The organism is Streptomyces sp. GbtcB6, from assembly GCF_019091475.1.
Taxonomy (GTDB): domain Bacteria; phylum Actinomycetota; class Actinomycetes; order Streptomycetales; family Streptomycetaceae; genus Streptomyces; species Streptomyces hyaluromycini.
The window spans coordinates 321,362-347,127 of sequence record NZ_JAGXJL010000003.1; the positions used below are offsets into that span (position 1 = coordinate 321,362).

General features: G+C 68.7%; 36 protein-coding genes. 4 read left to right on the forward strand and 32 right to left on the reverse strand.

Annotation, left to right across the window (positions count from 1 at the left end):
- Positions 1-62 precede the first annotated feature (62 nt).
- The 23 genes from KVT45_RS06780 to KVT45_RS06890 form a co-directional block, all read right to left on the reverse strand.
- Positions 63-491 carry a hypothetical protein gene (locus tag KVT45_RS06780; protein ID WP_217545568.1) on the reverse strand — a complete coding sequence of 143 codons (429 nt, stop codon included), beginning with the start codon at positions 489-491 and terminating at the stop codon, positions 63-65.
- Positions 488-700 carry a hypothetical protein gene (locus KVT45_RS06785; protein WP_217545569.1) on the reverse strand — a complete coding sequence of 71 codons (213 nt, stop codon included), beginning with the start codon at positions 698-700 and terminating at the stop codon, positions 488-490. Before KVT45_RS06785 ends, KVT45_RS06780 begins: the two co-directional genes overlap by 4 nt.
- Positions 700-1,068 carry a hypothetical protein gene (locus KVT45_RS06790; RefSeq protein ID WP_217545570.1) on the reverse strand — a complete coding sequence of 123 codons (369 nt, stop codon included), beginning with the start codon at positions 1,066-1,068 and terminating at the stop codon, positions 700-702. The genes KVT45_RS06785 and KVT45_RS06790 overlap by 1 nt, the downstream gene beginning before the upstream one ends.
- Positions 1,068-1,406, reverse strand: a complete 339-nt coding sequence (locus tag KVT45_RS06795; protein WP_217545571.1) for a hypothetical protein — start codon at positions 1,404-1,406, stop codon at positions 1,068-1,070. Before KVT45_RS06795 ends, KVT45_RS06790 begins: the two co-directional genes overlap by 1 nt.
- Before the next feature lie 5 nt (positions 1,407-1,411).
- On the reverse strand, positions 1,412-1,975 hold the full coding sequence (locus KVT45_RS06800; RefSeq protein ID WP_217545572.1) for a mobile element protein: 564 nt from the start codon (positions 1,973-1,975) through the stop codon (positions 1,412-1,414).
- Positions 1,965-2,258: a hypothetical protein gene (locus KVT45_RS06805; protein WP_217545573.1), complete on the reverse strand. Its 294-nt coding sequence runs from the start codon at positions 2,256-2,258 to the stop codon at positions 1,965-1,967. The genes KVT45_RS06800 and KVT45_RS06805 overlap by 11 nt, the downstream gene beginning before the upstream one ends.
- Before the next feature lie 116 nt (positions 2,259-2,374).
- Entirely contained in the window at positions 2,375-2,587 is a 213-nt protein-coding gene (locus KVT45_RS06810) for a hypothetical protein (RefSeq protein ID WP_217545574.1), read from the reverse strand.
- A 14-nt stretch (positions 2,588-2,601) separates the two neighbouring features.
- On the reverse strand, positions 2,602-3,927 hold the full coding sequence (locus KVT45_RS06815) for a phage major capsid protein (RefSeq protein ID WP_217545575.1): 1,326 nt from the start codon (positions 3,925-3,927) through the stop codon (positions 2,602-2,604).
- Positions 3,928-3,933: 6 nt separating this feature from the next.
- Positions 3,934-4,851, reverse strand: a complete 918-nt coding sequence (locus KVT45_RS06820; RefSeq protein ID WP_217545788.1) for an HK97 family phage prohead protease — start codon at positions 4,849-4,851, stop codon at positions 3,934-3,936.
- Between the two features lie 13 nt (positions 4,852-4,864).
- Positions 4,865-6,796, reverse strand: a complete 1,932-nt coding sequence (locus tag KVT45_RS06825; protein ID WP_217545576.1) for a phage portal protein — start codon at positions 6,794-6,796, stop codon at positions 4,865-4,867.
- Complete coding sequence (locus KVT45_RS06830) at positions 6,796-7,017, reverse strand: hypothetical protein (protein ID WP_217545577.1); 222 nt, start codon at positions 7,015-7,017, stop codon at positions 6,796-6,798. Before KVT45_RS06830 ends, KVT45_RS06825 begins: the two co-directional genes overlap by 1 nt.
- A 167-nt stretch (positions 7,018-7,184) precedes the next feature.
- Positions 7,185-8,975, reverse strand: a complete 1,791-nt coding sequence (locus KVT45_RS06835) for a terminase large subunit (protein ID WP_254646387.1) — start codon at positions 8,973-8,975, stop codon at positions 7,185-7,187.
- A complete protein-coding gene (locus tag KVT45_RS06840; RefSeq protein WP_217545579.1) occupies positions 8,947-9,426 on the reverse strand; it encodes a phage terminase small subunit P27 family in 480 nt (159 codons plus the stop codon). Before KVT45_RS06840 ends, KVT45_RS06835 begins: the two co-directional genes overlap by 29 nt.
- Before the next feature lie 147 nt (positions 9,427-9,573).
- Entirely contained in the window at positions 9,574-9,834 is a 261-nt protein-coding gene (locus KVT45_RS06845; RefSeq protein ID WP_254646388.1) for an HNH endonuclease, read from the reverse strand.
- 130 nt (positions 9,835-9,964) lie between these two features.
- Positions 9,965-10,198: a hypothetical protein gene (locus tag KVT45_RS06850; protein ID WP_217545581.1), complete on the reverse strand. Its 234-nt coding sequence runs from the start codon at positions 10,196-10,198 to the stop codon at positions 9,965-9,967.
- Positions 10,198-10,527, reverse strand: a complete 330-nt coding sequence (locus KVT45_RS06855; protein ID WP_217545582.1) for a hypothetical protein — start codon at positions 10,525-10,527, stop codon at positions 10,198-10,200. The genes KVT45_RS06850 and KVT45_RS06855 overlap by 1 nt, the downstream gene beginning before the upstream one ends.
- Before the next feature lie 48 nt (positions 10,528-10,575).
- Entirely contained in the window at positions 10,576-10,824 is a 249-nt protein-coding gene (locus KVT45_RS06860) for a MerR family transcriptional regulator (protein WP_217545583.1), read from the reverse strand.
- Between the two features lie 146 nt (positions 10,825-10,970).
- Positions 10,971-11,948, reverse strand: a complete 978-nt coding sequence (locus tag KVT45_RS06865) for a hypothetical protein (protein WP_217545584.1) — start codon at positions 11,946-11,948, stop codon at positions 10,971-10,973.
- Positions 11,949-12,057: 109 nt separating this feature from the next.
- Positions 12,058-12,231, reverse strand: coding sequence for a hypothetical protein (locus tag KVT45_RS06870; RefSeq protein WP_217545585.1), 174 nt, complete (start codon positions 12,229-12,231; stop codon positions 12,058-12,060).
- A gap of 233 nt (positions 12,232-12,464) precedes the next feature.
- On the reverse strand, positions 12,465-12,929 hold the full coding sequence (locus KVT45_RS06875) for a hypothetical protein (protein WP_217545586.1): 465 nt from the start codon (positions 12,927-12,929) through the stop codon (positions 12,465-12,467).
- Between the two features lie 188 nt (positions 12,930-13,117).
- Positions 13,118-14,041 carry a trypsin-like peptidase domain-containing protein gene (locus KVT45_RS06880; protein WP_217545587.1) on the reverse strand — a complete coding sequence of 308 codons (924 nt, stop codon included), beginning with the start codon at positions 14,039-14,041 and terminating at the stop codon, positions 13,118-13,120.
- Between the two features lie 53 nt (positions 14,042-14,094).
- The gene (locus KVT45_RS06885) at positions 14,095-14,508 is read right to left on the reverse strand and encodes a hypothetical protein (protein WP_217545588.1); all 414 of its coding nucleotides are present in this window, start codon (positions 14,506-14,508) and stop codon (positions 14,095-14,097) included.
- Positions 14,509-14,689: 181 nt separating this feature from the next.
- Complete coding sequence (locus KVT45_RS06890; RefSeq protein WP_217545589.1) at positions 14,690-15,082, reverse strand: hypothetical protein; 393 nt, start codon at positions 15,080-15,082, stop codon at positions 14,690-14,692.
- Positions 15,083-15,360: 278 nt separating this feature from the next.
- Here KVT45_RS06890 and KVT45_RS06895 point away from each other — a divergent pair, with 278 nt between their 5' ends.
- Positions 15,361-16,917, forward strand: coding sequence for a pentapeptide repeat-containing protein (locus KVT45_RS06895; protein WP_217545590.1), 1,557 nt, complete (start codon positions 15,361-15,363; stop codon positions 16,915-16,917).
- 80 nt (positions 16,918-16,997) lie between these two features.
- Here the strand turns inward: KVT45_RS06895 and KVT45_RS06900 are convergent, their stop codons facing one another.
- The 8 genes from KVT45_RS06900 to KVT45_RS06935 form a co-directional block, all read right to left on the reverse strand.
- Positions 16,998-17,369: a hypothetical protein gene (locus tag KVT45_RS06900; RefSeq protein ID WP_217545591.1), complete on the reverse strand. Its 372-nt coding sequence runs from the start codon at positions 17,367-17,369 to the stop codon at positions 16,998-17,000.
- A 153-nt stretch (positions 17,370-17,522) separates the two neighbouring features.
- Complete coding sequence (locus KVT45_RS06905) at positions 17,523-17,741, reverse strand: hypothetical protein (RefSeq protein ID WP_217545592.1); 219 nt, start codon at positions 17,739-17,741, stop codon at positions 17,523-17,525.
- 120 nt (positions 17,742-17,861) lie between these two features.
- Entirely contained in the window at positions 17,862-18,017 is a 156-nt protein-coding gene (locus tag KVT45_RS06910) for a hypothetical protein (RefSeq protein WP_217545593.1), read from the reverse strand.
- 143 nt (positions 18,018-18,160) lie between these two features.
- Positions 18,161-18,751, reverse strand: a complete 591-nt coding sequence (locus KVT45_RS06915) for a hypothetical protein (protein WP_217545594.1) — start codon at positions 18,749-18,751, stop codon at positions 18,161-18,163.
- A complete protein-coding gene (locus tag KVT45_RS06920) occupies positions 18,748-19,260 on the reverse strand; it encodes a hypothetical protein (protein WP_217545595.1) in 513 nt (170 codons plus the stop codon). The genes KVT45_RS06915 and KVT45_RS06920 overlap by 4 nt, the downstream gene beginning before the upstream one ends.
- Positions 19,257-19,817 carry a hypothetical protein gene (locus tag KVT45_RS06925; protein WP_217545596.1) on the reverse strand — a complete coding sequence of 187 codons (561 nt, stop codon included), beginning with the start codon at positions 19,815-19,817 and terminating at the stop codon, positions 19,257-19,259. The genes KVT45_RS06920 and KVT45_RS06925 overlap by 4 nt, the downstream gene beginning before the upstream one ends.
- Before the next feature lie 98 nt (positions 19,818-19,915).
- Positions 19,916-21,559, reverse strand: a complete 1,644-nt coding sequence (locus KVT45_RS06930; RefSeq protein WP_217545597.1) for a hypothetical protein — start codon at positions 21,557-21,559, stop codon at positions 19,916-19,918.
- Positions 21,560-21,760: 201 nt separating this feature from the next.
- Positions 21,761-22,075, reverse strand: a complete 315-nt coding sequence (locus KVT45_RS06935) for a hypothetical protein (protein WP_217545598.1) — start codon at positions 22,073-22,075, stop codon at positions 21,761-21,763.
- Between the two features lie 149 nt (positions 22,076-22,224).
- Between KVT45_RS06935 and KVT45_RS06940 the strand changes: the two genes are divergently transcribed.
- From KVT45_RS06940 to KVT45_RS06950, 3 genes are all read left to right on the forward strand, one after another.
- Positions 22,225-22,500: a hypothetical protein gene (locus KVT45_RS06940; RefSeq protein WP_254646390.1), complete on the forward strand. Its 276-nt coding sequence runs from the start codon at positions 22,225-22,227 to the stop codon at positions 22,498-22,500.
- A gap of 120 nt (positions 22,501-22,620) precedes the next feature.
- Positions 22,621-22,851, forward strand: a complete 231-nt coding sequence (locus tag KVT45_RS06945) for a hypothetical protein (RefSeq protein WP_308310667.1) — start codon at positions 22,621-22,623, stop codon at positions 22,849-22,851.
- A gap of 456 nt (positions 22,852-23,307) precedes the next feature.
- Positions 23,308-23,778, forward strand: a complete 471-nt coding sequence (locus tag KVT45_RS06950; RefSeq protein ID WP_217545599.1) for a hypothetical protein — start codon at positions 23,308-23,310, stop codon at positions 23,776-23,778.
- Positions 23,779-24,006: 228 nt separating this feature from the next.
- Here the strand turns inward: KVT45_RS06950 and KVT45_RS06955 are convergent, their stop codons facing one another.
- Positions 24,007-25,758, reverse strand: coding sequence for a pentapeptide repeat-containing protein (locus tag KVT45_RS06955; RefSeq protein WP_217545600.1), 1,752 nt, complete (start codon positions 25,756-25,758; stop codon positions 24,007-24,009).
- Between the last annotated feature and the right edge of the window lie 8 nt (positions 25,759-25,766).

The window sequence follows — 25,766 nt, forward strand, 5'->3', positions numbered from 1 at the left end:
AGGCATGCGAGGGACCCGTGCGACCGGCGGCCGACGGGTATGGGAACAGAGAGGTCTGCGGGTTACACGGCGGCCCGGGCGCGCAGGCGCATCTGCATGACCAGCACGTACCGGGGGATCGGGGTGGTCTCCGCGTCGGGCTGATACGGCATCCACACCAGCGAGATGTCCGCGACGGAGTAGATCTGGGCGCCGTCGACGCTGGTGCCCTCCGCGGCCTGCAGGTGTGCGCGGGCCAGCTGGGCGAGGTCGTGTGCCTGGCCTTTCTCGGCGGCCAGGACGTCGATGTCGAGGGTGACGTCCTCGGTGACGAACCGCTGGACCGTGGCGCCGCCGCCGCGGGTCACGGACACCACGCCCGTCTTCACTTCGGCGGCCAGGTCCTCCGGCCACTCCGTACCAACGGTGACGCCGGCGTCCAGCGCGGCCCGCAGCACGGTGACCGCGACGAGCTCGGCGTCCGGGAAGACGACGACGGGCAGCGAGGTCACCGCTTACGGGCCCTTGGCGCCGGTACGTCGGGTGCCGCCTCGGGGGACGGTTCGGGCTCGGCCGCGGGGCCCTGCTGCTCGGACGTCGGGGCGAGGACCTCGGCGACACGGCCGTCGCGGCGGAGCGCGGCCAGCTCCTGGTCGCTGACGCTGATCTCGGCTCCGGGCGGGTTCCCTCCGTGCCAGTGGGCGAGTTTCACACGGGGCATCAGTTGCTCCTCATGGCGTCCAGAGTGCGGCCCAGGACACGCCACTTCGGGGAGTGCCCTTCCTGCGGCCGCTCTTGAGTGGTGTACGGGCGGCCTGAGCCGAACTCCACCTGAAGGGCCCAGGCCACGTTCGCGCCGATCTCACTGCGGTAGCCGAAGGAGTTCCGGGTCAGCTTCGCGTCCAGCGACTTCTTGTAGTCCCCCGCACGGTCCACGTCGCCCCACGTTGGGCCGATGTACGTGGGCGCGAGGCCTTGGGCGATCGCCAGGCCCTCATGGGCCAGGTCCAGCAGGTAGGCGGCCATCAGCGGACCGGAGGCGATCTCCCGGAAGGCGCCCCGGTTGAACTCGAAGCGCGCGCGGGCCACTAGTCGACCTCCTTCAGACGCGCCTCGATGTGGTGCACACCGCCGGTGAAGGGGTCGGGCCATCGGCCGACCTTGCCGTCGACCTCCAGCGTCATGCCGTCGAACTCGATCCGGTCCGTCTCCAGAAGATCCAGAACGACGCCCTCGGGAGTCTGAAGGTTCCAGGCCGTGACGGTGATCTGCCGGTCCTGGGTGTCCTCCTGCGACCGCACCGGTACGGCTGCTGGCTGAACGTTGACTCCGTCCACTGCCGTGCGTTCAGCGTTGTCCCAGTCCCGCTTCTTGTTCTTGTAGCGGTCCTCCACGAGCGGCGCCCGCACGCGGACGATGGCCTGCATGAACATCATGCGTCCCCCGAAGTACGGACCTTGTACTTCTCCACAGCCTTCACCCAGGCCTCCGTGGACCCGGCCGCGGCCTGCGCGCCGAACGTCACGGACTGTCCGCCGACGGTCTGAGACTGGACTCCGACCGGGATGTTGACGCCGGCCTCGGCCCGTTCCAGGACGACCTCTTGAATGTCCCCCGGGATCTGGTCCAGGCCGTCCCATCCGTGGCTGTAGACGACGCGCAGGCAGCGCAGCCGGTCGGGCCAGTGCAGGCAGCCCAGCCGCCGCAGGATGCCGGCCTCCGACCATTCGTAGTCGGTGCCCTCCACCAGAGTGGTGTCGTTCAGTACGACCGCGGAGACGGCCGTGACCGGCCATACGGGCAGCAGCAGGGACTCCCGGCCGTTGCCGTCCAGCGTCTCCTCGTCGTCTGTGACGAGGGTGACCTGGTGACGGACCTGCCCACGGAACCGCCTCGAGGCCGCGCGCAGCGCGTACAGGAGCTTCGGGTCGTCCTCGCTCCGGCCGAGCTTGACGGCCAGCTCGGCCGGGTCGGCGAGGAGCTCGTCAGCTGCCACCGTCAGCGGCCTTGTTCGCGGCGGCCGGCTGCCGCTTGGCCGCTGCCTTCTTCGCCGGAGGCTTCGCCTGCGCGCCGTCCGCAGCCGTCTCCTGGGCTCCGTCGGGTTCGTTCCCGTCGTCGGCCCCACCGTCGGCCACAGGCTCGACTGGCCCGATGGTGGATGCCCCGTCGACCAGGTCGTCCACGCCGACACCGAGCCGCTCGGCGTCGGCCGCGGACAGCTTCATCACGGTTTCCACGTCACCGCGCCGCACGCGGTACTTCTTCAGGGGTCCGCTCACCGCGGTTACCTCCTCGATGAGTTGGTCCACCGGCATCACGCTGGAGGGCGGCCCACACGTCGCGTTCTCGGCTCCGCATGGGCAGCGCCCTCCGGCGTTGCGGTGGATGAACAGGGTCACGGCGCGATCAGGCCGGCCGTTCGCAACTTGGCGAGCAGGCCGTTGATCGTCGTCCGGGCCGCGGTGAGGTCGGTGACGACCTTGTCGAACTCGGCCTTGGTCGGGTTGGCGCCGGCGGCGGCCGTCGTGGTGACGGCCGCCATGTCGGCCTGTGCCGCGGCCTGCTTGCCCTCGCGGGCCTTGCCTTCGGCGGGGTTCAGGTACGCCATGGGTCAGCCTCCGATCAGGCGGTCAGGTCGATCTCAACGAACGCGGACGGCTGCAGGACACCGAACGCCGCGCGCATCTCGGCGAGGATCGCGACCAGGTTCCGGACGAAGAAGTCCAGGTGGCTGTCGGTGACCTGGACGGTGGCCTGCTCGCGGTCCCACAGCACGGCCTTGCGGAAGTCACCGACATAACCGGTGCCCTGCGGCACCGCCTCGGTCTCGACCACCGGCAGCCCCCACAGGGTCTGAGCGGTGCCAGCGCCGGCGGGGCCGCCGAAGTAGTACCTGCGCTCGTTGTCCTGGAGGAGGTCGAACGACTCCACGTCGACAGGGTGCAGCAGGTAGGCGTTGGCGATGGACCGGCCGACGGTGCGGACCTTGGTCTTCGCCTTGCGCGCCGTGGTGAGCAGGTCGGTGTCCCAGGCCTGGGACTGGGTGCCCGACACGTTCGAGAGGCCCTCGAAGTTCTCCCCGGTGTTGTCGCCCTGGATCATCTGATCCTCGAGCTCCTCCTCCAGGCCGTACATGAGGAAGGCGTCGATGAGCGTGCGCACCTGCGCCGCGTCGGAGAGCGCCCGCTTGGTGGCGGGCATCCAGTGCGCGATCGTCTTGACCGCCGCCGTGATCTTCGCCAGCGCCATGCCCGACTCGGGCTTGTAGCCGCCGCCCGCGTTGTTCACCAGCGCGCCGGCGCCGCCCGGCGCGGTCGGCGCCGCCGAGGACGTTGCCTCCGGGACCGGCGCGGCAGCGTTCGTCACGGAGGTGACGCGCACGTACTCGACCGTGTCGGACGTGGTGGTGCCCGGGGTAACGACGTCGCGCAGGCGAAGCGGCCGCTGGAACACGTCCAGGCCGACGGCCAGGCCGCGGTAGTCGTTGGTGACCAGGGCGCCGCCGGAGGTGTCCGAGCCGCCGGTGACCAGGCTCTTGAAGCCGACCATCTCGGACTGGACGCGCTGGTTCTTCGCGAACTGTCCGTTGGGCGCCTGGGCGAGCAGCGCCTTGTACTCGGTCGACTCGGTGAACTGCTCACCGAGCGACTTCGCCTTGTCCGGTAGGTGGAACCCGGACGCGGTCTGCCGCTTGCCGTCCTTGTCGGTCTTGGCGTTCAGGGCGATGTCGTCGCCGAGCTGCGCCAGGGTGGCCTTCAGCTCGTCGTTGCCCTTGCGCTCCTCGATGGCGGCCTTCGCGGCGGTCGCCTTGGACATGTGCTCGCGCAGCTGCGCGGCTTCCTCGGGGGTGAAGTCGCGATCCCCTTCCTCGGCGGCCTTGGCGATCGCCTGGGCCTTGAGGAGGTGATCCTTCATCTCCTCCGACAGTTCCTTGATGGTCTGGGGCATGTCTCCTCATTCCGTGAGCGAGGCCTCGAGCTCCAGGAGCTCGAGGCTGGTGCGCAGACGGGCGGAGACGGCGCCGGCCTTGGCGGCATCCTCAGCGGATGCTTCGCGGGGGCCCGGGGTGGTCTCATCCTCGGTACTGCTCTTCGTGGTGTCCTCGGGGGCGTCCTGGGCGGGCGCGGGCTCCTGGGGCTGGGCGGGCGGTGTGGTGCCGCTGGCCGCCGCAGAGCTGGGCTGGCCGGTCTCCTCCGGGGTGTTCTTCTTCGGGGTCGCCGTCGCCCGGGCCTTCTCCGGATCCGGCTCGGGGGCAGCGGCGGCCAGGACCTCACCGATCGACTCGTACGCCGAGGTGAGGGTGTCGAAGTTGGTCTGGGACAGGACGCGGCCGGCCTTCGCGCCGGCCGCGATGTGGGCGGCCTTCGCGGCGAGCAGCTCGGTTTCGCGGTTCACGCCGAGCAGGCACGGGCCGACCTCATGCAGGTCGACCTGGCGTAGCTCGTAGTAGCCGCCCCACCGGTGGTTGTCGTCCTTCACCCAGGCGCCGCCGCCGTTGGGCACGTCGTAGGCGAAGGAGAACTGGGTGACGCGGCGGCCCTTGAGCAGGCGGTAGACCTGCTTTGCTGTTGGGTTCTCGTCGTCGCCCGTGAGGTCATCGATCTGGCCGAGGACCTCAAGGCCGTCGGTGGTCTCCTTGGCCTCGATGACGCGGCCGATGTGGGCGAATGGGTCGCTCCACTGGTGGGACCAGATGACCGGGATGCTGTCGCCCTTGGCCGCCCAGTCCGCCAGGGTCTGGGAGAAAGCGCCGGGACGGACGACGTCGCCGTAGGTGTCCTCGTTGTCGAACACGCTGACCAGGGCGCGGAACTGGCCCTCGGCCAACCCGTCGGCGGTGCCCGCCGCCTTGACCTTCGCGGTCACTTCCATCGTGCGCACGGCGTCAGTCCTCCTTCGCGTAGTCGAGGGTGCAGCGGCAGTTCGCTGTCTCGTCGGCGTCACCTGTGCTGTCGCCGGGCCAGCGCAGCCCGTTGGCGAACGTGGCGTCCAGCGAGACCTTCGCGCCGTTGATCGCGAGGTGCTGGGAACGTGGGTCGGTGCTGGTCGTGTGCCAGATCTTGAAGCCGAGGCCGGACGCCTCGGCCGCGTCATGGCCGCCGAACGACAGGGCCTCCGTCGCCGCGGTCTGGCTGCGCGTGAGCGCTGCCGCCGCCCACACACCGCCGGCCACCACCAGGGCCGCGGCTATGTCGCCGTCCTCGGGCACGTCCTGAACCGCTGTGGCGGTCGTTTCCTCGCCTGCAGCGTCGTGCAGCTCGACATGATGCAGTGCGGCGGCCAGCAGCCACGGCTCCATCACGTCCGCGGACCAGCCGTCTTCGTCCGGGTTGAACTCCTCCAGCACCCGGCGTGCACCCACCGTCCCGAAGCGGGTCATGTAGTCCGCGATGACCTTCAGGAACCGGGCCTGCCGCACCCCACGGTCCGACTCCCACCAGGCCCGTATCGCCGCCGCGTCGCTCGGCTCCGACGCGGCCAGCCGGGCGAACTCGTCCTCGGTCAGGTTCTTCAGCGCGGTGACGAACTCCTCGCGCAGTTCGTCGTCCGGCGTGGTCTGCGAGGCCTGCCCGGCCTTGGCCGACACCTGCCGGGCTCGTGCTTCTGGGAGGGCGTCAGCCTTCGGTGCCGTGTCTCTCGGGCTGGCGAGACCGCCCTGGGTGACGTTGAGCGGCACGATCAGCTCGTCCCCGCCGTCGACCCGCGGCAGGTTGTTCCGAGCCCGGATTTCGTTGCGGGTCATCCAGGGGCCGCCCGTTGCGGTCGACGCTGCGGCGGCCTGCGACTCGAAGTCACCGCGCATCTTGGCCTCGACGTTGAACTCGCAGTACACGTCCTTGTTGTCCGGCAGGTCCGGGAGGATCTGCACGGCGAACTCCTGCTGCAGGTCCACCGTCCAGGGACCGAGGGTGTCCTGGTACAGGTGGGCGTGCTGTTCCTTGATGTTGCTGTAGGTGGCGTGGTCGAGGATCCCGATCAGCGGCGGCGGGATGTACCACATGGCCGCGACTTCCTCGCGCGTGAGCTTCCGGGCCTCGATGTACTGGGCCTGCTCGGGGTTGAAGCCGACGGCCTTGTAGTCCATGCCGTCCTCGAGGATCGGCGTACCGCCCTCGGCGCCGCCGCCCTGCGAGAACGACCGCCACATCTCGCGAAATCGGGCCTTGTCCTTCGGCCCCCAGTCGGGGGCGTCAGCTGGCCGGACGAGGACACCGGTAATCCGGGACCCGCCCTTCCACATCTGGGCCCGGGCTTTGGATGCCTCGGCGGATTCCAGGATCAGGTCCCGGATCGCCTCGATCGGCGACTCACCGTAGGTCAGATCGTTGGGCGAGTACCCGTGGATGTGGATGACCTCGTCCACCCCGAACTGCCGCCCGCCCGCAGTCTCGAAATACTCCGGGGCGATCCAGTTCCCGCCGTACGGGCGGATCAACGTTGGAGGCACTGACAGGATCCGCAGCCGCCCGTTCAGCTTCAGCTTGATCCCGTAGTAGTTGTCGTACAGCGCCCGGTCGCTGACCATCCGCTCGATGAATCTGTACTGGGTCATGCGGGGCAGCGGCTCGGCGAGGACCTGCGCGAGCGGGTGATCGGTGAGCCGCTCACGGTCGGTGTCGCTGGTCCGGCGGAAGACGTGCACGCCGAGCTGGGCGATGTTCCGCGCGATGAACCCGATGACCGTGCGCACCTGCGGTTGGGTGCGCCAGATCATCTCGTACTCCCACGGTGCCGCCCGCAGCGTCATCGGCGCGTAGGCCGGCAGCACTCCGGCCCCGGTGGTGGCGAGCTCACCGGAGGAGACGACGAACGCCATCAGCCGCCACCGCCCGCAAGGACCTGGGTGAACTCCACCCGCGCCCGCTCGATGACGACCTCGCCGTCCACCCGCTGCGGCGCGCGGCCGGCCTCGAGCAACTCGGCGTCCCGCAGCACCAGGAGCGGGCCGCGCGTGGCCCACAAGATCCCGCTGAACGCCTTGTCGGCGAGGTTGACGACGACACGTTTCCGTACGGCCGTACGGCGCCACGCGAACATCCGCGGCCTCCTTCGTGGCTGGCCGCCGACGTGGCTGTGCCGTCAGCGGTAGGTTGGTAGAGAGCCCCTGATAAGGGCAGGCGTACCGGGCGGCTGTACACCGCCCGCGTTGGGTCGGGCCGCGCGAACCCGTGCGCCCGGGAGGGGTTGAACCCCGGCCCGGCCCTCTAAACGACCATGATTTCGTCCTCGTCCGCGTACCGAGATTTCCGGCGCGGAGGCCTGGCGATCACTTCGGCCAGTGCGGTGAGCAGGGCGGACACGCCGTCGATCTTGTCGCCGCTGTTGGCCTTGTCGGGCTTGACGTTGCCCGCCGGGTCCATGGCGATGGCGAGGTTGTCGACGCACCAGCGGGCGATGGGATTGCCGCCGTGCCGCAGCACGGTTCGCTCTGGCGTGCCCTGCAGGATGAGCCGCTGCGTCTCCTTCAGCACGGGCGACATGGTCTGGTAGCCCTGCCGGACCTTGACCAGGTTGGCCCGCTCGGAGGTCAGGTCGTTGGTCAACTGGCTGGCGTTCCACGGGTCGTAGCCGATCGACCGGACCCGGAAGGTGTCCCGATCCTTGCGGATCGCGGCCTTGATCCAGTCGTAGTCGGCGACGTTGCCCGGGGTGGCGGTGAGCCAGCCTTCCTTGACCCACTTCGAGGCGGCCTTCGCGGTCCGCTTGTCCAGGGCCTCGAGGTTGTCCTCCGGCGTCCAGAACCGCCACAGCGCGTCCAGCGTGCCGTCCTCGTCGTTCGGGAACAGCCAGCACAGCGCGCACAGGTCGGACGTCGCGGCGAGGTCCAGGCCGCCCCAGGTGTCACGACCGGCGAGGGCCTGCTCGTCGACCATGCCCGCGTTGCGGTTCCAGGCGTCCAGCGGCAGGAACTTGACGTCCTGACGCGTACGGATGCCCAGGTGCAGCCGTTTGAAGGAGGCCAGGTCGGCGGGCGAGGACTCGGCCTTGCGCGAGGCCTTCGCCAGGTACGCGCGAGTCGGGGAGACACCGAACCCGGGGTTGGCCGCGCGCCAGGTCTCCTCGGCGTGTGGGTCGGCGTCCTTCTCCGCGGCGAAAATGACGCCGTACACGCTGTGGTCGACCAGGACCCGGCGGGCCAGCTGCTCGATCCGCCGGCGCTTGTTGTCGTATGGCGTCTCCTTCTTGCCCGTGTCCGCCGTGGTGATGACCACGCCGAGCGGCTGCCGGCGGGAGCCGGTACCGGACTCCAGCGTCTCGAGCATGTCCGGCGTCTTGTGGATGTGCAGCTCGTCGCAGACGTAGCAGTGCAGGTTGGCGCCGTGCTGGGCGTCGGCGACGTTCGAGATGACCTGGAAGTAGCTGCCGCTCTTGGGGTGGACGATCTTGTCTTTGAGCGGCTTGACGTGCCCCTTCAGCGCGGGTGCCTTGTCGGCGAGCTGCCGGACCGGGTCGAAGACGAACCGGGCCTGGTCCTTCGTGGTGGCCGCGGCGAGGACCTCGGCGCCGGGCTCCCCGTCGGCGCACGTCATGTAGATCGCGATGCCGCCGCACAGCGTGCTCTTGCCGTTCTTGCGCGGCACGTCCACGTACAGCTCGGACACGACCCGCACGTAGTCGCCGGCGTCATCGTCCCAGTGCACCCAACCGAACACCGGGGCGATCACGTACGCGACCTGCCATGGGTCCGGCTTCAGCGGCTGCCCGGCCCACTGGCCCTTCGTGTGCCGCAGCTTGGAGAACGCGTTGACGACCTTGTCCACGCGCGCCGGATCGAACAACGCACCCGGGGCCTCGCCGGGCGACGGAGTCTGGAACAGCGGCGGGCAGTCGGGCAGCGGGATCCCGCGAGAGGCCATGTACCAGGCGACCTCGGCCGAGATCTTCAGCCTGTCGAGGGTCTCCTGATCCGGCAGCTCGGCCGTGTCCGTGCGCGCCGCAGCTCGGGCCTTGGCGGGCTTGCGAGAGCTACGCGAAGGGGTTGTCGTCCTCGCCATCATCGGGCCCTCTCGCCAGGGCCTGCTCGCTGCTCGGCGTCAGGCCGAACTGTGCGGCGTACGCGCGGAGCTCGCGGCCGGCGGACCGGGCGATCGCCACGGCCGGGTGGGGGACGGTGCGCGTTGTCTCGGAGCCGGAGGCACTGATGGTCGTCACCTCGGAGGTGATGCCCTCGCGGGTGACCGTCCGGGTGGCCGTGACGAACTGGGACCAGGTCTCGCAGTACGCCGTCAGCGTCGCCCGGTCTTCCTCCTTGAGCAGGTCCAGACGCTGCAGGCCTGGAGCAACGCGCCTCCACTCGGCCTTCGCCTCGGCGCTCATCCACGTCGGCGGGTTCGGTGCGATCCGGCGGAAGGCCGGCCCCGGGTTGACCTTCCGCCCGCCGGAGTCGGTGCCGTTGCCGCGGCCGCCGATCAGCCTCAGCGCGGCCGGCTGAGCGGTCCGCCCCATACGATCACCCCCTGACCTGCATGTTTACCCAGCGTGATCGCCCTCGGGGCCCACCGGCCGAAATTTTTTCTGAGACGGTGTCTGCCGCTCTGGCCGCGGCGGTCCCCTGACGATCTTGGCCCGTGATTTCTACTCCCCTACCCCCGATCACGCGCTTCGATCTTCGCTCTGTGATCGCCTCTTGCGGGCGCGGAGGGCCCCTTCGCGTGCCTCGCGCGCGGTCTTCTCGCGGTGACACGGCTCGGAGTGGATCAGTCCCAGGTTGTCCAGGTCGCGAGGTGCACCGCCCTGGCTCACAGGGATCTTGTGCTCCAGCTCGTCGGCGTCCTCGCCCCCGCAGACGTAGCAGCAGCCGTTGTCCCGCTCCGCGACACTGGCCTTGAGCGCGCGCATGGTGCCGCTGCTCATGCCGTAGCGCTCTTGCGGTGACGGCCTGTCTCGCCACGGCTCGCGCTGGTGCTTCTCGCATCGGCCACGTGTTGTCAGCGCGCTGCACTCAGGCTCCGTACAGCGGCTTGGAGGTGACGTCGGCACGAGCTCATCCCTCCTTGAACACGTCCGCTAGGCCGCCACTCATAGATATCGGCGGATAGCGCTCGGCTCGGGGCGCAGGCTGGTGCTGAGCACGGTCGGCATCGCTGATGCACACGGTCTCGTGCTCAGCGTGCAGGTGCGAGTGCTTGCCCTGTTGGGCCAGGAACTGGGCGGCCTCGCGAGCGGTGCGGGGTGCCATGTGACCGGCGTTCACGATGGCGGCGTCGAGTGCGGCCATCAGATGCCGTAGGCGGTGAGCTTGAGTTCGGCGTTGTCGACGTCGACCTGGAGCTGGCTGCCGTAGTCGCCGGTGGGGAACGGCCCGAACCAGCGGGTGGCCGAGGTGGGGATGCTGACGGCGCGCGGGGTGACGGACTGGCCGTCGACGCTGCCGGGGAAGCGGAAGGCCACCGTTCGGGCGGTGGTGGAGCCGCTGTTGCGGACCTGAAGGATCATCTTCCCGTTGTTCGGGATGGTGTGGTTGTTCGTCGGGTCGCCGGACGCCTCGGTGCCGGCGGCGACACCGGCCCGGGTGATCTGGGTGACGGATACGACGGTGCGCGCCATGGCGCCCTCCTGGGTGTGTTGGGTGACGCCATGCGCGTCGGAGATGGGTCAGCGAGCGATGCGGCGTACGACGGCCGTGTTCTGGCGGGCGAGTCGCTCGGCGGCGGCGATCTGCTGCTGGCTGTAGATGCGGCGGCCGCGTTCGTCGACGGCGGCGGCCGCGCGGTTGAGGTGGCCTCGACGTTCCCAGCTGTAGATCGTCTGGGGGTCGCGGCCTGTGAAGAGGGCGGCCTCGCGAATCGTGAACCACAGGGTTCCGTCGGAGGCTTCGCGGCCGGCCTCGGTGGCGTGGGGCATGTGATCACCCCCTGACATGCGAAAACCCCCGCTCAGGCGGGGGCTCGTATGGTGCGTGGGCACAAGTGTGCTGTTGGCACCGGATTATGCAGTGCTGATCGTCAACGTGTCCAGCACGGTGATCGTCGTGTTGGTATCGGCGATCTTCACGAGGGCTCCGCCGGGCCTATCCAGTTTCGCGTCTCCATGAGATCCCCCGCCTGCAGGTCCACTTCGCGTCGTGCCCGACTCAGGGCGGCCAATCCGCTGGAGCGATCGGCTCGCAAGGCTGACTCGATGACGAAGTGTCGAGCCCAGTCGTAGTCCTCTGCTGTGAGCTGACGCAGAGACTCAGTTTCGTTGAACCGTGGCATTCCGCTGCCGTAGTGGTGGACTCGCGGGACGAGGAGTTGAAACCGCGCCAGGTTCTGGTAGTCGATGCCGAGGCCAATCGTCCGCAGCGCGTCCTGTAGCGCCTCAGCGATGCGGCTCAGCTTGTCGATGCGCCCGTTGCGCGGCACCCCGTCGGTGAAGCCGACCTTGGGGTTGTCGTAGGTGTGCAGTGTCGGCCCGAAGGTGAACGGTCCATCGCTTCGGTGGGGATCCGCAGGGTAGAGGCGAAGCAGGGCCGCGAAGGCGAGTGCAAGGCCGGCCGAGGCCATGGGGTAGTCGCCGATGTCGGCGTGGGTCTGTGCGTCGCGTAGGTACTGGGTCACTTGGGGCTGGGTGACCAAGTCGATCATGTCGACAGAGTCGAAGTCCACGCCGAAGACCTTCGGGGTGACGGTGCTGAAGAAGTCGACGAGAGCTTCTCGGGCCTGTTCGATCTGGTGGTCAGATGGGAAGGTCCCGTTGTGCTTCAGCGCGATGCGGGCGTCATTGAGGCGCTTCATCTCGGTCTTCCCCGGCAGTTCGATCTCCGGTTTGAGGGCCTCCCAGTACTGCAGGAACTCGATCCTCGGCTTGAGCTCTACGCCCAGTTGCTCGGCCGTGAGGCCGATGAAGTTCTCGACGGCGTCGTGGAACGAGGTGATCGCGCGAGCGCGTAGGGGTGAGGGCTGGCGGCTTTGCTCGATCCCGTCCTGGTAGAGGTACCTGACGTAGGCGAGGCGCTGCACAGTGAGCGGCTTGAGCGATGCGGACACGGAGACTCCTGGACGTGCGGGTTCTTGAGAGTCTGGCCGGTCCGAGCGGCTCTTTGCAGCCGATATACGGCATCGCGGCAGGACCTGCGCTAGGCCCTGCCGCGAGGTGCTACTGCCCGCCGGGATAGGACGGGTAGCCAGTCGGCACGTGCGTGACCGTGACACGGCGCCGGCGGGCGGCGAGGTACACGGGTGTCCATAGCCCGACCGTGAAGATCATCATCGTCCAGTGGAACGCGATGGCGATCCATCCCATCTTCTGTCTGGTTTTGATCTTCGGCATATATAGCCCCCCTTGGTCACGGTGTGCAGCTTGGCATGTTCGCACGATCCGTGAGGGGCTGGTGAGGAAACGGAAAACTCTCGGAGAGTGATTCGGCACTCCGTGCCGGGCGGCGCATCAGTCACCAGCGTGAAGGACCTGCGTGATCGGCGTTGCCATGCGGACCTTCACGCCAGCAGCTGTCCTGCGTGACGCCGCCTACTTTCCCAACTAGCTAGCGAACCCGTCGGAGATCAGGCAGATTCTACGGCCCAAAACGCTCCCGTGAACTGCGGTGGCTTCGGGTCTGCGATGAGACCGACAGTGCCGTTTTTGGTTCGTCCATCCAGGAATCGCTTGTCGCCCGTTCCGGTTCCCCTGCACATGAGATGAACGAACGGTGGATGGTCGGACTGGATGAGAGACCACTGCGTGCCGGAAAACGGTTGGCTGGTGTCTGGTGCAAGGGCCACCGTCCCGTCGGCGGTGTGACCGTCCAGAAAGCGATCGTCCTTGCCCTCGTGACTGGTGCCTTCACACCTCAAGACCACAACCGGCCGGCCCTTGTCGTCCCTGGCAACTTCTCGCATCTCCCATACCGTCCCGGAGAACGTGGGCGTGTGATCCGGGGCGAGGTCGACGGTTCCCTCAATCGTCTTGCCATTCAGGTATGGGGGACCTGGGATCGTGCCTTCACACTTCACCGTGACCCTGGACATCAGTGAATCCCTTCCGTAATCCAGGGAAGCGCGTGCGTCAGGCTGTGTTGTCCGGACCCGACAGCGCCATGCGGCAATCCCCGGAACTTGGCCTTAACCCCAGGATGCGTCAGGCGGCACATGGACGCCAACACGTGGACTCGCAAACCAGCGTGCTGTCGCGCGATCGCAAGCCGGTGACTCAGTGTTCAGTCATCTCTACCAGCAAGATCGCGATCTACAGTTGGAGTGCCAGGAGTCGGTGAGCTGGCTTCCGGCCGACCAATCAGTGTCTCGTGCTTATCCCCGCCAACACTGCGCAGTGTTAGTCCGGACGCTGCGAGGAATGCCTGAAAGGTCTCCTTGATCGCTCGCGCGTTAAACGCCACGCCCAAGTTGAGCTCCTGGGCGATCTTGACGTGATGGGTATTCGCCACCTCTACGGGCAGTTGCGCATTGCGAACCATCGTCTGCGCGATGATGCCTACCAGGATGACACGAGTACCGATCTTCATTTCGTTCGGACCAGCGCGATAGGTCCCTTCGTTGAACAGGAAGACGGGACTGCCGCTACTTCCGCCGAATACCGAGCCATCGATAAGGAAGGCCGGCGCACCGCCCATGTCCAGGTCTATGGGGGTTGCCGTGATGCCGCGCCTGACGATGGGCGTGAAGTGCTTGGGATCGCGGTGTCCGTTGGGGTACCCCACGAACGTGACTTCTTCGATTGCGTCGACGTAGAAGTCAGTGACCTCCGTGGACAGCAGGCCCAACGGCAGCGGCGCGAAGAAGAGATGCTCGCCAAATTCTTCAAGTGTGGCAGCTAGGGGAATGACAGCCACATCAACGCGCGGGTCAGGGTGACCGAAGCAGGCGCTGGGATTGAACGTCACCTCGGCGGCCTGGCCGAGGTTCGGCTCATTTGTGTTCGGCTTTCGCGTAATGAAGTGAGCAGAGAGCCGCACCGCGTTTGCGACGACGTGCTTGTTCGTCACGATCACAGGACAGGCGCCACCCTCGACGTCGGCAAAGAGGATGAACCCTGTGCCTGTCGACTGAAGGTCACCAGCGAGCAGGCAATCGATGCGGACGGTGGAGAAGAGCAATCGTCTGCCAGGCGTGTCTATGTTCACGATGGAGAGGGTGGCACCCCGTGGTGATGGATGTGGTCCTTGTTGATGATTCGTTACGCTCGCCCGCTCTTGTCGGACTGCGTCCGACGGTACCCGCGTCGGGTCGCCATGACGGCGGTCACGGTCTTGCCCTTCCATCGGTTCACGCCGTTCTCGGTGTCGTCTGGCTCGGGCCAGCGGTCCCGGGTGAGGTCGGCGCGGATGGTTCCGGCCGTGATGCCGATGCCCGCGTCCTCCAGCTGCTGCGCGGTGTACAGCCGTTTGGGCTCGAGGGTGACTGCCTGGCGTTGGACGTGCTCCCGGACGAACGCGTCGATGTCGGCAGCGGCGTACTCCTTGTATCGGCCGCGCTTGCCGACCGAGGCGGGCCAGGCCTCGTGCTGGGCCCAGGTCTTTGTGACGGTGTGGATGCCCACGCCGTAGTGCTCGGCGATCTCGGGAGCGATCATGCCCGGCCGGTCTACCATGGTGACGAACTCTCCTTTGCGGAGTCTTCAACTGGTGGGGCCGACGCTCTCTCACCCCCGGGCGACCGGGGTAAGCGTCGGCCCCGTTTGCTGTGCTGTGAGAGGGAGTGGGGCGTGCCAGGTGCTGGAAATTCCGAGAGGAGCGCCCGCCCCGGGCTGGCTGCGCGGGGCGGGCGGGGTTTTACGACTCGTCGGCGTCGTCTCCCTCGATCAGTTCGATCCAGGTGACGACTCGGTTGATGGAGAACTCAACCGCGTCGAGCCGCCAGGGGGCAGGACCCGCGAGGCGGGTGATGACGAGCAGTTCGTAGGCGGTTAGCCAGTCGAGTACGAGGTGCTCGTACGCGCGCTGGATCTTCACCTCGATCGGCTCGTCCTCAATGAGCTGACGTACCCGGTTCAGGCTCAGCAGAGCCGTCACGGGTCCGTCCTCCTCCTCGTCGACCGGCTCGAAATCCGGGACGGCGATCGGGAGGGGAAGGTCTGCGAGCAGCGCCTGGATGTAGACGTAGGCGCCGACGAGGCCTTCCATCAGCGTGAGGAAGCGCTCCCTGTGGTTGTCGTGGTCTGCCACGACTTCTCCTCTCTGGAATTTTCAACTGGCGTCAGGTTCGGGGCTCTCACCCCCCGCCCTGACGTACCTAACTTTACAGCATTAACTTCTAAGATTGCAACACTTGGGGTGGGGGAATGCGGTCGTGGGGACCAATCGTGCAGCTACTAACCGGGTGGCAGTGATTCCATTTCTCCGCCCACTGCCCCAAGGCCGGATTCCATGCCGAGTGCCGGACCGCGTCGCCTGCGCTGGCGGGGCACTGCAACCGGCGGCAAGCCTGGCGGGTCTTGATGAGAGTGAGGACACCTCTGCCCCGGCGTCGGGCCGACCGGCGCGGCCTGCGCCTCTGGCCGGTCGGTACTGTTCTAGTTCTGACCTTCACCACCGCGCTCCTGGTGGCTGCCGCGGTGTTCTATACCGCGTGGGACCTGCTCGACGCCCGAGGCCTCAAGCCCGAGCGCCACATCGCCTCCTCCACCCTCTTCGACCTGGTGAAGTTGTCCTTCGGTGTGGTCGCGGGTGCCGGCGCCCTGGTTGCTCTGGTGGTGGCCTACCGTCGCCAGCGCGTCGACGAGGACGGCGCCCTCCGTGAGGCTACCCGCCTGCATACCGAACGCTTCACCACCGCCGTCGCCCAACTCGGCGAGGACTCCGCGGCCGTCCGACTCGGCGGCGTACACGCCCTGGCCGGCCTCGCCAACGACGCCCCCACCCGAGAGCTGCGCCAGACCTGTATCGACGTCCTGTGCGCCTACCTCCGCCTGCCCTACACCGGCGAGACCGACCTGTCCGCGGACGACATGGACGCCCGGCACGCCTACCGCGCCCTGCGGGAGGTCCGGCACACCGTCATCCGGCTCATCCGCGACCACCTCCGCCTGGCCCCCGAACACCCGCACTCCTGGCAGGGCCACGACTTCGACCTCACCGAGGCCACGTTCGACGGCGGAGACCTCACCGGGGCGGTGTTCTCCGGCGGCACGGTCAGCTTCACCCGCGCGTTCTTCTCCGGCGGCACAGCTGACTTAAGTGAAGCGGTGTTCTCCGGTGGCGTGGTCTCCTTCCGCGGCGCGTTCTTCTTCGGTGACACGGCTGACTTAAGCGGGGCGGTGATCTCCGGCGGCACGGTCGACTTCGGCGGCGCGCAGTTCTCCGGCGGCGATGTCAACTTCAACAGGGCAGCGTTCACCGGCGGCACGGTCTCCTTCAGAGGGGCAGAGTTCGTCCGCGGCACCGTGTCCTTCGGCAGGGCGGTGTTCTCCGGCAGCACGGTCGACTTCGGCCGCGCGAAGATCACCGCCGACGGCGCGCTCAACTTCTTCAGGGCGGAGTTCTCCGGCGGCACGGTCAGTTTCGCTACCGCGGTGTTCTCCGGCGGCAGCGCCCACTTCGGCGCGCTACTCCACGGCGCCGCACTCGACTTCACCAACGTGAGGCTCTCCGACGGCGTACTCGACCTGAGTAGCATGGAACTCGCCAGTGGAACACTCGACTTCAGCCACGCGAGGCTCGCCGGCGGCATACTCACCTTCAACCCCTCGGTGTTCTCCGGTGCCGCAGTCAACTTCCATATGGCGGAGTTCGTCGGAGGCACCGTGTCCTTCGGCAGGGGGGTGTTCGCTGGCGGCGATGTCAACTTCAGCGGCACCCAGTTCTCCGGCTCCGCGGTCGACTTCCACATGGCGGAGTTCTCCGGCGGCACGGTCTCCTTCAGTGGAGCGGAGTTCTCCGGCAGCACGGTCGACTTTGCTGGAGCCGTTGGCCCGGCGCCAGCTGGCCTGGTTCCGCCGCAGGGGGCGCCCTTGCGGACCGGACTCATCCTGCCTACGACCTGGCACCCGGCAGGCTCATGATGTGGGCATCAGCAGCCTGCGAGCCCCCGGGGCCGAAATGAGAGCACCCCCCGGCTGGGTGCCGGGGGGTGTTGGGTGGGTTAGCCAGCGTTGGCCAGGAGCCAGATCAGCAGGGACTTGAGCGCCTCATCCGCGTAGAGCAGGTTGGCGCCGATCCCTTCGGCCCGGGTGTCCTCGTACCTCGCGGCGCAGAGCGCGTAGAGGTCGATGGCGGCCAGGAGGTGGATGCAGCCGGTGTACAGCTGCGCCTCCTGCATCTCGCCCATCGGCTGGTCCTCGGCCAAGGCGGCGACCCGCTGGATCGCGGGCACTGCGTTGGTGGCGGGGATGTGCCGGTCGGTCGGCAGGGTGATCGGCACCGGAAGTGCGTCACACACGTCGACCAGGAGCGAGTAGGTGGCGGAGATCGAGCGTGCGAGCACGCTCATGACCTCGTCGTCACGGTCAGCCATTGGCTTCCCTCTCTGTGGAGTTTTCAACTGGCGTCGGGTCCGGGACTCTCACCCCCCGTTCCGACGTGACTAACTTTACAGCACTTGCTTCTAAGATTGCAACACTCGGGGGAGGGGAAAACCCCCGGTCCGTACGGGCCGGGGGCACCGGAGCTATGCGACCCGCCAGCCGGAGAGGCGATCGTCGTCGCCCACCTCGGCGGTCAGCACCTGGCCGGGGAGCTCGCCGACCGGGATGCCGGTCGCCTCGGCGATGTCGGCGGCCGGGTAGCGCGCGGGCTCGGCGCGCTCCCCGGCCGGGACGTCGGCGGCGACCACCTCGGCCTGGTCGCCGAAGAGCAGCAGGACCTGGACGCGGACGCTCTCGGACATGGAGTGATCCTCTCGTGACGGTGGTGCTGGGGTGGGTGCGTGGAATGAGGTGGGCTCCGCCGCGACGGGGGTTGCGCGGCGGAGCCCGCGGCCAGTGTGCCGTACGGGCGACCGGTCAGGTCAGCGGCAGGTGCCGTTCTGCTCGTTCATCGCCCGGTCGGACTGGGCGGTGTACTGGTCGCGCTGCTCGGGGGTCCAGTCGGACACCTGCTCAGGTAGCCGGTCGACGAGGTTGTTGAGTTCCTTGGTCTCGGGTCCAGAGATACGGGGTGCCATGCTGACGGTCTCCTGTCATTTCGGTGGTGGGAGGGACCGGGGCGGCCGCGCTCTTCTTGGCGGTTGGGAGCGGCCGCCCCGGGGCTTTTCGGGGTGGTAGACGGGCCGGTAGACGGCGGTAGATGGGCGGGTAGAAGTGCTGGTCAGGCGGCGGTAGATGCCTCGGTAGACGTTTCCTCGGCGGCCGCCGGGGAAGGGCTCTCGAGGTCGCGCCGGCGCACCCCCCAGGTCGGCACGCCGGCCACCTTCACGCCGCGGTCGTGGGGGATGTGGAGCTGGGCCAAACGGGCGCGCAGATCGGTGACCGTGCGGTCCTTCCACTGGCCGTGCTCCTGGAGGTGGGCCAGGACGGTGCGCAGGTGCACCCCGTCGGCGTCCCCCATCACGTCCAGCAGGAGTCCGCGCACGGCCTCGGCCGGCGGCGGACCGGGGGCGGGCTCGGCGGGGGTGGCGACACCGTCGACGGCAGGCTTCCCTGCACGCCAAGCCGCGACGATCCACACGGTGCTCAGCAGCCACATGATGTTGGGTATGGCGCGGACCAGGCGCCACAGCAGATACAGGCCGAAGAGGAGTACAGCCAGGCGCAGCGCGCAGCCGAGGGAGGCGCGCCAGCCGGTGAGGTCGCCGCGGCGGCCGCGGCGTACCCAGGCCGTGCTGCGCTCCCCGAGACGGCGGGCGACGGTGACGGACCCGGTCGAGATCCGGGCGGCGGGGCGGGCGAGGCGGCTCACAGGACACCCGTCCCCTGCACGGCGCCGAGGGCGGCGTCGCCGAGGCCGTTGAGGAGGCCGGGCAGCCAGGACAGGGCGCCAGCCACGCCTGCCGTGAGGAGGAGGACGCTGCCGACGAACGCGCCGCCGAAGATCCTTCTCCGGTCCTTCTTCCCGGCGTCCTTGTACGAGAGGTAGATGACGAACACGACGAGGACCGCGACCACGGCGCCGGTCATGCCGAGGCCGACGAGCTGGCCGGTGGCGATCCGCGTACCGGTGTCGGTGCCAGCGGCGGCCGCGCCGACGGACTCGCCCCAGCCGTTCGCGATGGACCCGGACCGGTTGTGAATCCAGCCCAGGGCGCCGCCGGGGCAGGCCGCCGCGCAGGCCGCGGCCAGGAACCCCTGCCCGAACGGGGCCAGTTGCTTCATCTCGCGGCCGCCGACGTACCAGGGGCGGAGGTTGGCGACGAGGACGAGGAGGGCAGCCAGGAGGCCGCCGACGGTGAGGGCGGTGGTGCCGGTCATCGGGTGACTCCGGTGAGGAACTGGATCGGGTCCCACCAGTTCAGAACGCCGAGGCCTCCGAACATGGCGGTGACGAGGAGGAAGCGGGGTACGACCTTGCCGGTGTGCCGGTCGAGCAGCCAGGCCGCGACGAGCGCGACGGTGGCGATGACGTACGCGGCAGGTATGCCGGCCTCCGCGCGGGCCTGGTGGAGGGTGTGGCCCCAGATGCCGACCGGGCTGCGGCCGTAGGCCCAGGGCAGCAGCGCGGCCAGCACCGCGAGGAGCATGCGCCAGGTGATCAGCGCGTCCCACAGCCGCTCCCACAGGCGCGGCCGCGAGACCTCGGCCGGGACCAGGAGGACCTCGTGCACGACGTGGTGGACGACGGCCATGTCCGGGCCCTGGGCGGGCGGAGGAGGCGGGGCGGCGGGTGGCGCGGCGACGGGCGGCCGGGGCGGCGGGATGTGCCAGGGCGGCGCCTCGCCGGGCTCGGGCGGGCGCGCAGGCAGCGGGACGCCAGCGGGTATGACCCGGGTCGGTGTGACCGGCCGGGGCTTGGGTGGATCGGTGCTCACGGTGGGTTCCTGGTGGCCGAAGGGGCGGACGTGAAGTCGGCGGAGGAGGGCGCGGGCGCGCAGCTCGTCGCCTTCGGGTGAGTGCTGCGCGCGCGCCATCAGCGGGGCTGGGCCGGGCTCGCGGCGAGGGCCTCGCGGACCAAACCGGCCTTGGGCTGGCCGATGCCCAGCTCGAGCTTGAGGACACGGATGGAAGCTGGCCGGCCGGTGAGGCGGCGGTGGTTGGTATCGACGCGCCGGGCGCGCTCGAGGAGCTCGGCGGGTACGTCGAGTACGGGCTCCGTATCTGCCGTACCCGATCCGCTCGTGGGCTCGGGTACGGCAGGACCTCGTACCTCGGGTGCGGGTAGGGCGTGGCCCCCGGCGCCGAGTACGCGCCGAGTACGCGGCGGTTCGGTCCAGGTCTCCCGCGTGCGGAGGTCCGCGATGGAGCCGCCACCCGCTTGGGTGCCCGGTCCTACCTCGTCGGGTACGCGGGCGTGTACCACGGTGCGGGTACGGGCCGAGCGGATCATGTCGGCGGGTACGGCGCACGCGTGCTCGGGGCGTACCCGGGCCTCGGTGGTGAGGTCGAGGTACAGGTCACCGGCCTGGTACTCGTACCCGACCGTGTCGGGTACGGCCAGGTGTGCGGTGTCCTCGGTGGCGGGGTCGACCGGCGAGGCAGAGAAGAGCACCGGGCGCTCGGGTACGGCGGGTACCCGTACCTCGCCGAGCGCGGCGGGTTGTACCCGGTCAGGTGCGGCGTGCAGTGCGACCTGCACCTGTACCTCGGATACGGGTACGCCGTACTCGGTGCACAGCGAGGCGAGTTCGGCGGCCGCCGCGCCGGGGTGTGCGGCGTGCACCTGGAGGACGGCGTCGACCGGGTCCATGCGGCGCAGCTCGGCGCCGGTGACCCCGAGGGGCGTACTCGGGTACGGCTCAGGTACGGGCGCGATGGTCCACGGGGTAGGCAGGGTGATGTCGCGGAGCTCGCTGGCCGCGCGCCGTGCGGCGAGCAGCTGCAGGAGGCGGTGGCGCTGGTCGGAGTCGAGGGCGGCGCCGGAGCGCGCGACCGAGGCCTTGAGCGCGGCGCGGCCCCACCAGCCGAGGCGCCGGCGGGAGGCGAGGCGCACGGCGCGGGCCGTCGCCCGGTCCCGGGTGACCTGCGCCGCGGTGCGGCCGCGAATGGCGAGGCCGAGGTGAGAGAGGAGCCGCTCGCGCAGCTCGTGACCGATCTGCGCGGGCAGCCCGGTGGAGAGGGCGTCGGGCCGGGAGACTCGGATCTCCAAGCCCATCGCCAGGTGCCACAGCAGTGCGGCCATCACGGGGCCGAAGACGACGCGGACGAGGCCGCCCAGTAGCCCGGACTCGGTGAACGCCGGGACGATCTGGACGCCCGCGATGCACCAGACCATCACGCCGGGCACGCCCGGGGTGCCGGCCTGGTCGTTGGTGGCGGTGGCCATCTTGTTGGCGCGGGCCATGACGGCGCAGACGATGAGGACGATCTCGCCGGCCGCGAACAGCCACAGCCGCTCGCGGGTCTCCATGTGCAGCCGGTGGTCGGCGAACCGCCAGCTGGTGTCGGCGGAGAAGCCGGTGCACACGAGGGCGCCGATGCTGGCGGCGAGGACCGTGGTGCTGGTGCGGTGGGCGATGTAGGCGGCGGTGCTGGCCAGAAGTACGACGAGGACACCCGCGGTCAGGACGGCGGGCCCGTGGGCGGTCGTCCAGGCGATGGGCTGGTCCAGGAACACGTGGAGCTCCAAGGAGGAGGTGGCCGCCCCGGCTCGGGGGCTGTGGCGGGGGCGGCCGGTCTGAGGAGAGTCAGCTCGCGGGATCGACCCAGGAGCCGCAGCGCCTGCACACCAGCTGCTGGCTGTCGCGGGCCATGGGCCGGCCGCAGCACGAGGGCGTGGACTCGGCAGAGTTCGGCTGCAGGATCCGGGCGGGCGGCTTCATCGCGGCGACGCGATCTCGCGCAGCTTCGCGGCGAAGTCCTGGCGGATCACCGAGGTACGCCCGGTCACCTCCGGAACCGCGGCCTGGAGTGCGCGGGAGAGGACCGCGTCCATGGTCGTGGCCTGGATCAGCGCGAGGCGCCCGATCTCGGTGAGGTACTCCTCCGGCCTGTTGCTGTCCAGGCGGTCGGCCATCTCCCAGAGCATCGTGCGGACCTGCGCGTCGATCGAGGCCTGGCCGTAGCCCTGCCTCGGGTGGGCCGTCGAGGGCGGAGGGCCTTCGGGTAATGCGTCTGTCTCGGTACGCTCCATGGCGGACCTGCTCCTTGTGATCGCTGAGGACGGGTCCCCCCTCGCCCCGGAGTGCCAGCTCCGCATGGGGCGAGGGGTTTTCCGTTGTGCTGGATCCAAAGTAGCGACCTTGTTGCCACGTGGCAACAAGGTCAGACAGGATGGTGCCTATGGCCGAGGCCGAAGGAGGGCCGGACATGGTGTCGTTTCGCGAGCTAGCCCGCAGGCTCGTGGCTGACAAGATCGTCGAGACGATCTCTCATCAGCGGCTGTCGAAGATCTCGCGCGAGGATCCGACGTTCCCGCCGGTCGTCAAGGTCGGCAGCTCGAACGCCGTGGACTATCGCCTGGCTGCCCCCTACTTCCGGAAGCGGATCACGCGACCTGGGCGGCGCACGGACCTCGAGGCGCAGCAAGTCGAGCGCGGGTCCGACGAGGAGCGATAGCCCAGGTCTGGAGAAGGCGTCGGCCGATCGATAATCGGCGGGCGGCCTTCGCGACACACCTGATTGGGCGGGCCAAGCTGCGGTCGCTGGCTCCGTGGCGTCCGCTTAGGATCCCTGGTTGTGACGGACATCCCCGACGAGTTGATCAAGCTGGAACGTTCCGCCGAAGAGGCGCGCACGAAGCTCGCCACCCTCGACGGCGAAGCGCGCGTAGCTCAGCGCGAGGAGTGGCGCACTGCGGCCGCCACCTTCCAGGCCGCGGTGACTGAGTACGCGGGGCGCGAGGACGTGACCATGTCGCGGTACCTGCTGGAGCAGGCCGTGAAGCGTGCGGTGCGGTACGCCGAGTAGCTGGGCGGTTAGCGAGTCGACAGCTGGTATTCGTCGACGGACGGGAGTGCGCGCAGCCCGTCGGCCGGTCTCTCCCTATCCTCGGCCGCGGTGAGAGGCGGTGTCGGCGCGAGTTCGAACCGGTGGCGCTCAAGTTGCCGACGGGTGCGTTCGCGGTCCGGGTACGGGCGGTGAGCCATGGCCGCCAGCATGGCAGAGGTGCGGGTCTCGTCCGGTGTGGCCGTCAAGGCCTTCCCCGCGGGGTCAGCCCGGCGGGGTACCTGTGACGTCCAGCGATAGCTGGCCAGGCTCTGCGGGGAAGTCGCTGGTGAACGCAGGCTGCTCAACGCTGGGCGGCCATTGTGTTCAGGGATAGTTGGCCGTTCTGGCTTTGGAAACCGCGATGTCTCGGCTCGCTGCCACGAAGGCCACCCAGGCCCTCTGGTGCTTCACGCCCGTGTCCAACACGCTGAACGCATGGATTGGAACGCGGTGTTGACGACCGTCATCGGTGCAGGCATCGGCATCACGGCCACGGTCATCGTGGACCGCAATCGCTGGCGTCGAGATGCGTCCAGTCGGGCGCTAGAGGTACGGCGGGAGGCGTACACAGAATTCGCGACGGCCATGAACGAGGCCGGCGAAGCCATCCGCGCCATCAGCCTTGGAGACCAGGCGAGCGAAGCGGCACGGGACTCCCTTGTCCGCGAGGCATTCAGGGCTTCCGGCGTTCACGCCGCCCTGGAACGCGTACAACTTGTAGCGCCGACAGCTGTGGGGGCCGCCGCTTTTGTGGCGTTTCGTTCTATGCGTCGCTTACGTGATCAGTATGCCGCGGGCAAGGACCCCAAGGAACCTGAGGCTCACGCCTTGCGCAAGGAGCTGGAAGAGAACTTCAGGACTCTCCGCACCTTGATGCGCCGAGACATGGGGACCGAAGACAACTGATCAGACCCCAATGCGCCCACCTTTGCCCCAGACACCAAGGTGAGTGGCCACCTATCGCTGAGCACGGCCAACTATCGGTGAGGGTCACAGTACCTGTGACTTTCAGCGATAGGTGGCCCGAGGCGATGGTGAGACCCCTGGTGACCGTCCTGTGCTCAGTGGCAGTTGGCCATTCCGCTCAGGGATAGTTGGCCTCAGGGGAGTCGGAGCGGCTGGTAGCCGGAGTGGTCAGCGTTTGATTCGTCCGCGGACGGCGAGGGCGGCGAGGGCAAGGAGGGTGGGTTCCAGGAGCCGGGAGGTCATCTCGATGTAGGTGCCGGCGGTGGTGAGGTTCTGGCCGGAGGAACGGAAGACCACCGAGTTCACGGCGACGCGGGTGCCCTTCTCCGCCCGCGCCCAGGTCAGGCGCTGGTGCCATTCGCCGTGCAGGGCCGGGTCGGGGGCTGTGGTGGTGAGGCTGATCTTGTGACCGTGGAGGGTGCCGGTGGTGGCCGGTTCCGGGTCGTGGGTGGGCAGACCGAATCCCATGAGGAGCAGCACGGTCAGGGACATGGCGGTGAGGAGCCAGCCTGCGGCGCGTGAGGCGCGCAGGCCGTAGCCGGAGAGGAACCAGTAGGCCCAGAGTAGGCGTCGCTCGCCCTTCGGAGTGCCGGTGCGGTCGTGGCGGCGCATCTCGCACTCGCCGTAGTAGAAGTCTGCTGCTCCGGGCTCGTTCTTGCTGTCCTCGAACGCTTTGCGGAGTTGCCGGTACAGGGCGGCGACGTCTTCGGGGTCGGGGGTGAGGGCGGGGTCGGGGTGGTACGGGCCGCAACGCCACTGCCGGGGCGGCGGTGTCACGGCGCGTGGGGGGAGGACTTCCTGGCCGGCGCTCTGGGCGCGCCAGTGGTGTTCCTCGGCCAGGGTGCGTCGCCGGGTCCAGCGGACCGGCCATATGCCGCGGTGGTGCCAGCCGGTGGGGACGGATGCGAGCGTGGTGCGGCCTTCGAGGCGGATCTGGTCGAGGTGGAAGGCTCCAGAGAACAGACAGTCGGAAAGGTCGGTGTCGGTCAGCACCAAGTGGGCAGCGTCCACGCCCTGCACTGAGGTCACTCGTACCCCGGTGGGGCGGCCAGCCAGCAGGCTCTCATCCACCCCGGTATCGATGACAGCGCCGAAGGGAACGGGATGGGCGGTGACCGCTACGGGGGCGGACAAGACTGCGTGGCTAAGGTCCACCGCCGCGTAGCGCAGGCGGATGATCGCTGTCGAGTCCCACCGGGTCCGCTCACAATTCACCTCCTGCGCCGCTATCTCCAGCGTCAGCGGCACCCTGAACACTGCCCCGGCCAGAACAACGCTGCCCGCACACACCACCGGCCCGAACAATGTCCCACCGCCAAACTGCGTTCTATCGAACCTGGCGGTGTCGGAGAACTGCGCGTCTCTGAACCAGGCGAGGTCAGAGAACTGCGCTCTGCCGAACTCGGCGGGGCCGGAGAACTGCGCGCCTGCGAACCCGGCGGGGCCGGAGAACTGCGCTCTGCCGAACTCGGCGGGGCCGGAGAACTGCGCTCCGACGAAGACCACGGAGCTGGAAAACTGCGCTCCGACGAACATGGCGGGGCCGGAGAACTGCGCTCTGCCGAACTCGGCGATGTCGGAGAACTGCACCGCGTCGAAGATGGCGGCGCCGGAGAACTGTGCCCCGTCGAACCTGGCGGGGCCAAGGCGGGGTTTGCCCGTGGCGGGGTCGCGAAGCGCGCCAAGGAGCTGGGCCAGAAGGCTTTCGGTGAGGGGGGTGCCGCGGTGGTCGATACGGGCGCCAGGGGTGAGGCCGGTCAGGTAGGCGGCACGGTCGGGGTCGGGCAGATGAGCGAGGCACGTGGTGTGGCCGGCGACCTGGATGCCGCGGCAGCCGAGGGGGTCGGTTGCAGGGTCCGCACCGTGTGCGCAGTGGGGCCAAGCGGGTGCTGAAGGTAAAGGGGATGGCGGCGTGCTCATCGCGTGGC